Consider the following 12,054-nt stretch of genomic DNA (forward strand, 5'->3'; position numbering starts at 1 on the left):
AAGTTAAGTAAAAAAGTAATAAAAAAACGCAAATTAATAAAATTTAAGAGTTGTTTAAATACCTCTAATAATGCTTAATATAGCACTAATGATATATTGAATTCCAATAGCAACTGTCAAAAAACCTACAATTCTCGAAATAGCCACAATTCCAGAAGAACCTAATATTCTTGATAAATAATAAGCACTTCTTAAAATTAAGAAAATTACAAAAGCAACTACAAGAATCGCTATACAAGACCATATAATTTCTGGTGTAGTATTGTGTTCTTGGTAAAAAGCAATTAATAATGACATTGAACCTGGTCCAGCAAGCATAGGCATTGCTAGAGGAGTTAGGGCAATGTCGCTTCTATCTTGAGCCTCTTCTTCAACCTTTTTGTTAATACCTTTATTTTTGCTAAACTGACCGTTTAACAAGGCAAAACCAGAATTAGTTATTAAAAGTCCACCAGCAATTCGTAAAGCAGTTATGGTAATTCCAAAAAAAGATAAAACATATTGTCCCACAAAAAAAGTAATCATTAATATAATGAAAACGTTAATAGCAGTCCAAAGAGAAGTTTTAGAAAGTTCTTTTTTAGAATACCCTTCAGTTAATCCTACAAATATAGGAACAGTTCCAATTGGATTTAAAACTGAAAATAATGCTGCAAATAAGAGTAAGAATACTTCCATTTGTTTTTTTTACAAATGTAGCATAAATAGTTTTATTTCGTTTTATTAAAACATTAATTTATAAATTCATAGGGCTGTTTTAATTTTTGATTTTCAATTTTAGCCATAAAAGCCCTTGTTTTTTGACTGTTTTTTGAAGCATCAATACTGATAAAATGATGGTCAATATGAAATGTAATCAAGTTTCCAGGTTTAAAAACAACTAATTTATAAAACGGAATAACCAAGACATAAACTTCAAGTTGAGACTGAAAACCTATTAGAATTCCGTTAGGTCTTAATTCAATGGAAGCATATTTGGTAGCGTTGTTTTTGTTTACGATAGTACCAATTTCTTGACTAGCTTTTACGATGAGTAACCTTGGAGAACCAATACCTTTTAATCTTAAATTGTCAAGAATTCCAAATGGTTTTCCAACTAAATCAATAATAGTTTTCTTTGTTTTTTTATCGTTGTGTGAAATGTTAAAAAGCATTTTTATTTAAAATTAATTATAAAATTAAAGTTAAAAGCAACACTTATGAAATATTTATAAATTGTTTATTCGTATTTTTGAAGTCTTAAAATAATAAACATGAAAAAGACATTAGTAATAGGAGCATCAACAAATCCAGAAAGATATAGTTTTAAAGCCATTAATAGTTTAGTAGAGCATAACCATACGGTTGTAGCAATTGGACAAAAAGTGGGCGAAGTTGCTGGCGTAACCATTCAAGCAAAAGCCATTCCTGCAACAAAAATTCATACCGTTTCTTTGTACCTTAATGCAGTGGCGCAAAGAGATTATTACAATTATATTATTGGTTTAACGCCAAAAAGAGTCTTATTTAATCCCGGAACAGAAAACCCTGAATTTTATCAATTGCTAAAAGCAAATAGCATTAAGTACGAAGAAGCTTGTACGCTAGTTTTGCTTGCTACGAATCAATATTAATCCTAGGAAAGTTAAAAAGCCATTTACCATTAAAATTTCAAAGCCAAAGGTGTAATTAAACCAAACTTCACCATAAGCATTTAATAAAAGAGAAATTAGTACAGCTAGTATAGCTACAATGGGTACTAATTTGTCTTTCACATTCCATTTGGTAAATAACCCAAAACTGTATAATCCTAATAAAGGGCCATAAGTGAATCCTGCGAACTTTAGCACTTTGTCGATGATACTTACATCATTGAACCCATATTTGAAAATCATAATGACAAGTATAGAAATCACGACAAACATCAAGTGAATTTTCTTTCTAACTGCAACTTGCTTTGTAGTGTCATATCGTTTTTCAATATTCAAAATATCAATACTAAAAGAAGTAGTTAACGAAGTCAAAGCACTATCCGCTGAAGAAAATGCCGCAGCAATAAGGCCAAGAATAAAACTAAAAGCAACAACAACTCCTAAGTAATTATTGGCTAAAACTGCAAACAATTGATCTTTGTGCGCGTCAATTCCGTTTTTCAAAGCATATTCGGTAAATAATAAGCCTAATACCAAGAACAGAAAGTTTACGAAGGTTAAGACAATGGTAAACCAAAACATATTCTTTTGGGCATCTTTTAAACTTTTACAAGTCAAATTTTTCTGCATCATATCTTGGTCTAGACCCGTCATTACGATAGCTATAAAAGCACCTGAGAAAAATTGTTTCCAAAAGTATTTTGGCGAACTCAAATCGTCAAAGAAAAAAGTCTTAGAAAAATCACTATCCGCTACATAAGATGAAATGGATGAGATGTTTAAACCTAAATCCTGAGAAACAACAACAATACAAATCACAACCGAAACTAACATAAATAGAGTTTGTAAAGTGTCTGTCCAAATAATAGTTTTTATGCCCGATTTGTTAGTGTAAACCCAAATTAAGAAAATTATGGAAGTAACAGTTATCCAATAAGGAATTCCTAGCGGTTCAAAAACTAAAGTTTGTAAAACATCAGCCACTAATAAAAGTCTTAAATTAGAACCAACAGTTCTAGAAACGATGAAAAACCAAGCCCCAGTTTTATAGGAGTAATTTCCAAAGCGCTCTTCTAAATAGGTATAGATAGAAGTTAATTGTAGTTTGTAATATAAAGGAAGTAGTACAGTGGCAATAATAAAATAACCTAAAATATACCCAATTACAATTTGAAAATAAGCAAATTGAGCGGCTTCAACTTTTCCAGGAACTGAAATAAAGGTTACACCAGAAAGAGAAGCTCCAATCATTCCAAAGGCTACTAAATACCAAGGAGATTGCCTGTTGGCTTTAAAAAAAGTATCATTGCTTGAATCTGACTTTTTTCCAGTAAAATAAGAAAATAAGATAAGTACAGTAAAATAAGCAAGTACTAGAAGTAAAATGGATATGGGTTGCATTGGGTTGTTTTTTGCACAAAAATAATAGAATAAAATTAAGTACAAATTTTTTATTGAAATAACTATATTTGTAACGTATGGAATTATCATCAAAGAAATTAGAAAAAGCAGTAAATGAAATGGCTCAATTGCCCGGAATAGGGAAACGAACAGCCTTGCGATTAGTACTTCATTTATTAAAACAACCCAAAGAACAAACGCAGTTTTTAACCGAAGCGTTGCAACACATGCGAGAAGAAATAAAGTTTTGCAACAACTGCAATACCTTATCGGATAATGATGTTTGTGATATTTGTCTAAATCCTAAAAGGGATAAAACTATAATTTGTATAGTAGAAGATATTAGAGATGTAATGGCAATAGAAAATACAGGTTTGTATAAAGGGTTATATCATGTTTTAGGAGGGAGAATTTCTCCAATTGACGGGATTGGTCCTTCACAATTAAGTATTTTTCCTATTGTAGAAAAAGTAAAATTAGGAGAAGTACAAGAACTAATTTTTGCTTTAAGCTCAACTATGGAAGGAGATACCACAAACTTCTACATCTATAAGCAAATTCAAGATTTCGAAATAAAAATATCGACAATTGCAAGAGGAATTGCTATTGGTGATGAGTTAGAATACACAGATGAAGTAACACTTGGGAGAAGTTTACTACACAGAATTCCTTTCGAAGTGTCCATAAAAAACGTTTAACAGTTTAATAGTGTTATAAATATTACTCTTTTAAAGGTTTTGTTTATATTTGCCTACTAATTTCTAAGGAATGAGAATTTTAAAGTTTTTTATACTATTTATTGCAGCTACATCATTGTTTTCGTGTATTCCAAATAAAGATTTGATTTACCTCCAAGACTATGGAAATAAACCAGACGGAATCACAATAAACGAATTTGATGCTAAGCCCTATAGAGTTCAAGTAAATGATATTTTAAGCATAAATATCAAGGCACTTGACCAAAAATTAGTTGAAATGTTTGATGCTTTTTCACAACAAGGTCAAATACCAAGTCCTCAAACAGTATATTTTTCGGGATATAATGTAAATCAACACGGAAATATAAGAATTCCAGTTTTAGGAGAAATAAACGTATTGGGTTTTACAATTGACGAAGTAAGAGTAACTATTGAAAAAAGGTTAACGGATGAATATTTTACAGCAGAAGCAAGGATCTTTGTTACAGTGAAAATAGCAGGTTTTAATTATACTATAAACGGTGAAATAGGAAAGCCTGGAAGTCAGGTACTGTTTCAAGAAAAGGTTACAATTTTAGAAGCAATTGCAAATTCAGGAGATATAAACTTAACTGGAAACAGAAAAGAAGTTCAAATATTAAGAAAACAACCTCATGGTTTTGAAATGTATTCTTTAGATTTAACTGATGGAAATATAATTAACTCTCCAAATTTTTATATTCAACCCAATGATTACATTATAGTTAAGCCATTAAGGCAAAAATCGTGGGGAACAGGAACTACTGGAGTTCAAACCATTGGTACAATTATTACTGCCTTATCTTTAGTAACCACTACCATTTTATTGATTAGAAACTAAATATGTTAGATATAAAAGACTTTAATATACTTGAAACACAAAACAGCTTTGACTTTAAAGGTTTTTTGTCAAAATTAATTAGCCATTGGAAATGGTTCATAGTCTGTTTGGTTTTAACTTTCACAATTGCTTACCAAGTAAATATTCGTAAAGAAAAAATTTATGGCATGGAAACGTTGATAGTTGTTAAAGATGAAAACAACCAACTTTTTTCTTCAAGCACTAGTTTAGTTTTTAATTGGGGGGGAACATCAGACAAAGTACAAACAGTAATTACAACGCTAAAATCAAGATCGCATAACGAAATAGTTGTAAAAAATCTTCAATTTTATATCAACTACCTAAAACAGGGAGAATATAGCCTTCAAGATGCTTATGGAGAAACACCTTTCAAAGTTGTTATTGATGAAAATAAAGGGCAAGTTGCCAATCAATTAATTAAAATAAAGTTTTTAAATCAAAATCAAGTTGAGCTTTCTACAACTTTTGATAATCCTATTGCTAACTTAAATCATTATGCAGATAACACTAATAGCAGTATTAAAGTACCTATTGGTGATTTTATAAAAACGTTCAACATAAATGAAAAAATTGAACTGCCTTTTTTAAGTTTTAAATTAACGCAAGATTTGATGAATCTTAACAATTTAGAACAAGAATATTTTATTAAGTTTTCAGATTTTAATGGAACAGTTGCGGGTTATAGAAATGTAGATGTTGAAGCTGACATAAAAGGAGGTTCAATAATTAAAATTGCAAAAGCAGGAACAAACAAAGCTAGATTAGTTGATTTTCTTAATTCAACAGTTAAGACCTTAAAAAGACGTCAATTAGATAGTAAAAATCAATTTGCAACCAATACAATTAGTTTCATTGACAGCACATTGATTGATGTTGAAAAACAAATGAATCAGGCTGAAGGAGATCTTAAGGACTTTAGAAGAGATAAAAATGTATACATGCTTGAAGGGGGTGGAGAGGCATTGACATCAAAGTTGTCTGAATATGATGTCGAAAAAGACATTGTCAATAGAAAAATAGCCTATTATAATTTGCTGAAAAATTACTTAGAAAAAAATAACGATTATTCAAAGTTACCAGCTCCTTCTGTTGCCGGAATTGAAGATCCAAATATTATAGGCAATGTTTCTAGGTTAATTGAACTTTCTGCAGAACGATCAGACTTAGCCTATTCGGTTAAAAATGACAAGATGTTTGCCGAATTTGATGTGCAAATGGAATCTGTTAAAAAGGTATTATTAAATAATATTATCAGTTCAAAAAGTGCCTTGCAAATTGATTTGTCTTTGCTTTCAAGGAACATTAATAAGGCTGAAAATACTATAGGACAATTACCAGATCAACAACAAGACTTAATAAAATTTACCAGAAAATTTAATCTTAAAGATAATATCTATACTACTTTTCTTGAAAAAAGAGCTGAGGCAAATATTATAAAAGCCTCAAATTTATCGGATGTTGAGTTTATTGATCCAGCAAAAGATGTAGGTGACGGATTAATTGGTCCTAAAACAAGTGTTAATTATATCTTAGCGTTATTACTAGGCTTTGGGATTCCGTTTATTATAGTCTTTGTGAAAACGTTGTTAGATAATTCAATAAATACAACAGAGGATATTGAAAAATTAACAAAAATTCCAATTATTGGAGTTGTGGGTAAAAATGCAGAAGTAGGTAATTTGGCTGTTTTTGATAAACCAAAATCGACAATTGCAGAGTCGTTTAGAGGCATTCGATCATCATTGCAGTTTATTTATAAAAAACAAAAAAAGGAAGGTTCAAAAATCGTAATGTTAACTTCTTCAATAAGTGGAGAAGGAAAAACCTTTTGTACAATGAACCTAGCTACAGTATTTGCTATGAGCAATAAGCGAACTGTAATTGTAGGGCTAGATTTAAGAAAACCAAAACTATTTGATGATTTTAATATTGAAAATGGCATAGGAACAGTAAATTATTTAATAGGACAAAAAAAAATAAGTGAGATTGTGCAAAACACACATATTCCAAGCCTTGATATAATAACTTCAGGACCAGTTCCTCCAAATCCCGCAGAATTAATTATAAGTGATGCTATGGACGAAATGATTGACGAATTAAAAGAAATTTACGATTACATTATATTAGATACGCCACCAGTTGGATTAGTTTCAGATGCCTTAGAGCTATCTCAATATTGCGATGCTACTTTGTATATTGTTAGACAGGGAGTGACAAAGAAAGGGATGCTGTCTGTGGTAAATGAGAAACACAGAAGAGGAGAATTACACAACATTAGTATTGTTTTTAATGATTTTCTAAACAAATCTAAATATGGGTATGGATATAATTATGGCTATGGGTATGGAGCTTATGAAAATGACCCTAATCAATCACAATCAAAAAATAAATTTTTAAATAGGTTTAGAAAAAAACAATAAATGGAAATTTTAACAAACAAAAAAATACTTATTACAGGTGGAGCCGGATTTATCGGTTCTAATTTGTGCGAGTACTTTTTAGCGAATAACAACAAAGTTACTTGTTTAGATAATTTTGCAACTGGACACAGGCATAATATCGAAAAATTTAATGCTAACTCAAATTTTACCCTTATAGAAGGAGATATTAGAGATTTAGAAACTTGTAAAAAAGCAGCCGAAGGGATCGATTATATTTTACATCAAGCCGCTTTAGGAAGTGTACCTCGTTCTATTAATGACCCAATTACGTCTAATGATGTTAATGTTTCTGGGTTTTTAAATATGTTGGTGGCCGCTAGAGATGCTAAAGTAAAACGATTTGTATACGCAGCAAGTTCATCAACTTATGGAGATTCTAAAGGATTGCCAAAAGTCGAAGATGTAATTGGAAAACCATTATCTCCTTATGCTATTACTAAATATGTTAACGAATTATATGCTACTATTTTTAGCAATACCTATGGTTTAGAGACAATTGGATTACGCTATTTTAATGTTTTTGGAAGAAATCAAGATCCAAATGGTGCTTATGCAGCGGTTATTCCTAAATTTGTAGCCCAATTTATTAATCATGAGAGTCCAGTGATTAATGGAGACGGAATGTTTTCAAGAGACTTTACTTACATTGACAATGTAATTCAAATGAATGAAAAAGCCTTATTGACTACAAATCCTGAAGCGTTAAACACGGTCTATAATACGGCTTTTGGAGATAGAACTACATTAAATGATTTAATAAACTATTTAAAAGAATTCTTAACAGCGTATGATGCTGAAATTGCAAAGGTTGAGGTTGTTTATGGCCCAAATAGAGCAGGAGATATTCCGCATTCACTAGCAAGTATCGATAAGGCAAAAAACCTATTAGGATATAGTCCAAAGTATTCCATGCGAGAAGGGTTAAAAGAGGCAGTGGATTGGTATTGGAAGAATTTGAAGTAGTTTTTTTAGGAAGGGATTTGAGGAAAAGGGGAGTGGGAGAAAAGGAGAGTGGGAGAAAAGGAGATGGGAGAGTGGGAGATTAGGAGATAGGGTGATTGAGGAGATGATAGATTGTGTTATAAAAACAAAGCTCAAATTAACCGTCAGTTCGAGTGATTTTGACGGAACGGAGTGGAGTTGAAATAGTATCGAGAACCGTTGTTCGAAAAGAATGGAACTTATTGAATTGATTTAAAAAAAAAGCTCAAATTAACCGTCAGTTCGAGTGATTCCGATGTCAATCGGAATTGTATCGAGAACCGTTGTTTGGAAAGAGAATAATATCTTGTTGATTTTTTAGAATAGGGAAAGAACCGTTGTTCTGAAAAAGAATAAAACTTTGTTAATATGAAGTAGATAGTGGTATTGAAATTTAAATTATTATTATAAAATTACTTAGATGATTAAAAGTATATGTTGTATCGGTGCAGGTTATGTTGGGGGACCAACCATGGCCATCATTGCACAAAAATGTCCGGGAATAAAAGTTACAGTTGTTGACTTAAATGAAAAAAGAATTGCCGATTGGAATGATCCAAACGTCGATAATATTCCGATTTACGAACCAGGTTTAAGCGCTATAGTAGCTGAGGCTAGAGGTAGAAATTTATTCTTTTCTACTGAAGTGGATAAAGCTATTGATGAAGCTGAAATGATTTTTATTTCAGTAAACACACCCACCAAAACCTATGGAGTTGGTAAAGGTATGGCAGCTGATTTAAAATACATTGAACTTTGTGCTAGACAAATAGCAAGAGTAGCTAAGACAGATAAAATTGTGGTTGAAAAATCAACGTTACCGGTTAGAACGGCAAGTGCTATTAAAAGCATATTAGACCATACAGGTAATGGAGTACAATTCCAAATATTATCCAACCCAGAGTTTTTAGCCGAAGGAACAGCAGTGGAAGATTTATTAGCCCCGGATAGGGTTCTAATAGGAGGTGACTCTTCTCAAGAAGGACAAAAAGCGATTCAGCAATTAGTTAATATTTATGCTAATTGGGTGCCAAAGGAACAAATTTTAACTACAAATGTTTGGTCGTCTGAATTGTCAAAATTAACAGCCAATGCCTTTTTAGCCCAAAGAGTTTCTTCTATCAATGCCATGTCTGAACTGTGTGAAAAAACAGGTGCAGACGTTAATGAAGTAGCAAGAGCCATTGGAATGGACAGTAGAATAGGCTCTAAATTTTTAAAATCTTCTGTCGGATTTGGAGGTTCATGTTTTCAAAAGGATATCTTAAATTTAGTATATATTGCAAAATCGTATGGTCTAAATGAAGTTGCCGATTATTGGGAACAAGTAATCATTATGAATGACCATCAAAAAAGAAGATTTGCTAAAAACATTATAAAAACACTATACAATACAGTATCTGGAAAAAAAATAGCCTTCTTAGGATGGGCATTTAAAAAAGACACGAATGATACTAGAGAATCAGCAGCTATTTATGTGGCAGATGATTTATTAGCAGAACAAGCGAATGTTGTAGTGTTTGATCCCAAAGTAAATGAAAATCAAATATATTTTGATTTGAATTATTTACAAAGCCGTTCAGAAGTAGAAAACAAAAAAGGATTAACGGTCAGTATTGATCCATATGCTGCATGCAAAGACGCACACGCAATTGCGATTCTAACAGAATGGGATGAATTTAAAACATACGATTGGCAAAAAATATACAATCAAATGCAAAAACCAGCTTTTGTATTTGATGGAAGAAATTTATTAAATAAAAAAGAATTGGAACAGATAGGGTTTGTTTATCAGGCTATTGGGAGTTAAATTTATTCCCCTTTTAACCGTCAGTTCGAGTGGTTCCGATGGCAATCGGAATTGACCCGAGGTTATGCCGAATTGAGCGCAGCTAATCGAGAACCGTTGTTATCAAAACGATTCATTACGTTTTTTAGGAACACAGATTAAAGAAATTAAAGAAATTAAAGAAATCTTAATAATCAATAGTTCTATTTGTCGTCAGTTCTAGTGTTCCGATTTTTATCGGAATGTATCAAGAGCCCTTGTAAAAAAAATATATAGATAAGTCATCAACTTGTCTTTCAAAAGTAGTAATAGAAAATAAAAATATAATGTCGAAAAATCAAATCGCATCACCCCATCACCCCATCACTCCATCTCCTCGTCTAGCTATTATCGGATTAGGATATGTAGGTTTACCTTTAGCAAGGTTATTTGCAACTAAATTTCCTGTAGTAGGTTTTGATATAAACCAAAAAAGAATTGACGAACTAAATTCTGGGAAAGATAATACTCTGGAGATTGATGAAGATGTGTTACAAAAAGTTTTAGTAGACTCTCCTTCAGAAGCAAACGGATTATTTTGTTCGGCTAACTTGGAAGATATTGCAACTTGTAATTATTATATAGTTACTGTTCCAACTCCAGTGGATAAAAACAACAGACCAGATTTAACACCCTTGTATAAATCTAGTGAAACAGTAGGTAAGGTATTAAAAAAAGGAGATATTGTAATTTACGAATCAACTGTTTATCCTGGGGTTACAGAAGAAGAATGTATTCCTGTTTTAGAGCGCGTAAGTGGTTTGAAATTTAACGTTGATTTCTTTGCAGGATATTCTCCAGAAAGAATAAATCCAGGAGACAAAGAACATACCGTTGAAAAAATATTAAAAGTAACATCAGGTTCTACGCCAGAAATAGGTATAAAAGTTAATGAACTATATAAAACTGTAATTACTGCAGGAACGCATTTAGCACCAACAATTAAAGTAGCTGAAGCTGCAAAAGTTATAGAAAATTCACAAAGAGATATCAATATTGCTTTTGTAAATGAATTGGCAAAAATATTTAATCTATTAGATATAAATACACACGATGTATTAGAAGCAGCTGGAACAAAATGGAACTTTTTACCCTTCAAACCAGGATTAGTTGGAGGACATTGTATTGGTGTTGATCCTTATTATTTAGCGCAAAAAGCACAAGAAAAAGGATATCATCCCGAAATTATTTTAGCCGGAAGAAGGCTAAATGACAGTATGGGAGAATATGTAGCTTCTCAGGTGGTTAAATGCATGATTAAAAAAGGAGTAACTGTTAATGGTGCTAATTTATTAATGTTAGGAATCACTTTTAAAGAAAATTGTCCTGATGTGCGTAACACAAAAATTGTTGACGTAATCACTTCATTAGAAGACTATGGAATAACTGTTACGACCTATGATCCATGGGCAAACCCAAAGGAAGTACAGCACGAATATAAAATTGAAAGCACAAAAGAAATTCCAAATCAAAAATTTGACGCTGTAGTTTTAGGAGTTTCACATAAAGAATTTTTACAATTAGATATTCCTTCTTTGCAAAAAGAAAAAAGCGTCCTATACGATGTAAAAGGCATTTTAGGAAATAATGTTGATGGAAAACTATAATCCATTTTTTAATATAAAGTATAAAGCCTTGTTTCTGACAGGGCTTTTTTTTGAACTATAATGTTTAGTTCTTTTGGAACATAAATTTTTTGGAACACAGATTGAAGAAATGGTAGAAATCTTTATAAACTTTTCACCTTGTAAACATCATCAACCCACCGCAAACATCATAAGAAACCCCATCACGTAACCGTTAACTTCAAAAAAAATCATTTCATATTTTGTATAAATTTCATGGGCTTGCTTCGTCCCTCGCAAAGACTAGTGTTTTAATTAAATTTTCACCAGATTTAAAAAATCCCCATATTTACCCATAACTCATTTTAAACATCATCAACCCACCGTCATTGCGAGGAACGAAGCAACCACATCAACCCACCACAAACATCATAAGAAACCCCATAACGTAACCGTTAACTTCAAAAAAATCCGTATCCTCCGCGCTTGACGCAGTCAATCCGTATCCTCCGCGTTCCAACCCACAAACCAAATAAATTATAAAAATTATAAAAATTTCTTTAATCTGTGTTCCCAAAAAAAAAACTTCCGCGTTCCACCCCACAAGCAACTCCACAAACCAAGTAAAT

10 protein-coding genes are annotated in these 12,054 nt (G+C 31.7%); 7 read left to right on the plus strand and 3 right to left on the minus strand.

Going from position 1 to position 12,054, the window contains the following annotated elements; all coding sequences use genetic code 11:
• Positions 1-54 precede the first annotated feature (54 nt).
• Together AAC008_RS11180 and AAC008_RS11185 are read right to left on the minus strand one after the other, a co-directional pair.
• Positions 55-678 (minus strand): MarC family NAAT transporter, encoded by a 624-nt coding sequence (locus AAC008_RS11180; protein ID WP_339889366.1) that lies wholly within the window; start codon positions 676-678, stop codon positions 55-57.
• A gap of 53 nt (positions 679-731) precedes the next feature.
• Entirely contained in the window at positions 732-1,154 is a 423-nt protein-coding gene (locus tag AAC008_RS11185) for a hypothetical protein (RefSeq protein ID WP_339889367.1), read from the minus strand.
• A gap of 93 nt (positions 1,155-1,247) precedes the next feature.
• Here AAC008_RS11185 and AAC008_RS11190 point away from each other — a divergent pair, with 93 nt between their 5' ends.
• Positions 1,248-1,613: a CoA-binding protein gene (locus tag AAC008_RS11190; protein ID WP_339889395.1), complete on the plus strand. Its 366-nt coding sequence runs from the start codon at positions 1,248-1,250 to the stop codon at positions 1,611-1,613.
• Here AAC008_RS11190 and AAC008_RS11195 read toward each other — a convergent pair.
• On the minus strand, positions 1,584-3,032 hold the full coding sequence (locus tag AAC008_RS11195) for a sodium:solute symporter (RefSeq protein WP_339889368.1): 1,449 nt from the start codon (positions 3,030-3,032) through the stop codon (positions 1,584-1,586). The two genes, AAC008_RS11190 and AAC008_RS11195, sit on opposite strands and share 30 nt — an antisense overlap.
• A gap of 77 nt (positions 3,033-3,109) precedes the next feature.
• Between AAC008_RS11195 and recR the strand changes: the two genes are divergently transcribed.
• The 6 genes from recR (at position 3,110) to AAC008_RS11225 (ending at position 11,467) form a co-directional block, all read left to right on the plus strand.
• Entirely contained in the window at positions 3,110-3,730 is a 621-nt protein-coding gene (recR, locus tag AAC008_RS11200; RefSeq protein WP_339889369.1) for a recombination mediator RecR, read from the plus strand.
• 70 nt (positions 3,731-3,800) lie between these two features.
• Complete coding sequence (locus AAC008_RS11205) at positions 3,801-4,589, plus strand: polysaccharide biosynthesis/export family protein (protein WP_339889370.1); 789 nt, start codon at positions 3,801-3,803, stop codon at positions 4,587-4,589.
• Positions 4,590-4,591: 2 nt separating this feature from the next.
• The gene (locus AAC008_RS11210; protein ID WP_339889371.1) at positions 4,592-7,030 is read left to right on the plus strand and encodes a polysaccharide biosynthesis tyrosine autokinase; all 2,439 of its coding nucleotides are present in this window, start codon (positions 4,592-4,594) and stop codon (positions 7,028-7,030) included.
• The gene (locus AAC008_RS11215) at positions 7,031-8,014 is read left to right on the plus strand and encodes an SDR family oxidoreductase (RefSeq protein WP_339889372.1); all 984 of its coding nucleotides are present in this window, start codon (positions 7,031-7,033) and stop codon (positions 8,012-8,014) included.
• 439 nt (positions 8,015-8,453) lie between these two features.
• The gene (locus tag AAC008_RS11220) at positions 8,454-9,842 is read left to right on the plus strand and encodes a UDP-glucose 6-dehydrogenase (protein ID WP_339889373.1); all 1,389 of its coding nucleotides are present in this window, start codon (positions 8,454-8,456) and stop codon (positions 9,840-9,842) included.
• A 305-nt stretch (positions 9,843-10,147) separates the two neighbouring features.
• Complete coding sequence (locus AAC008_RS11225) at positions 10,148-11,467, plus strand: nucleotide sugar dehydrogenase (RefSeq protein WP_339889374.1); 1,320 nt, start codon at positions 10,148-10,150, stop codon at positions 11,465-11,467.
• Positions 11,468-12,054: the final 587 nt, after the last annotated feature.

The organism is uncultured Flavobacterium sp., from assembly GCF_963975515.1.
Taxonomy (GTDB): Bacteria; Bacteroidota; Bacteroidia; order Flavobacteriales; family Flavobacteriaceae; genus Flavobacterium.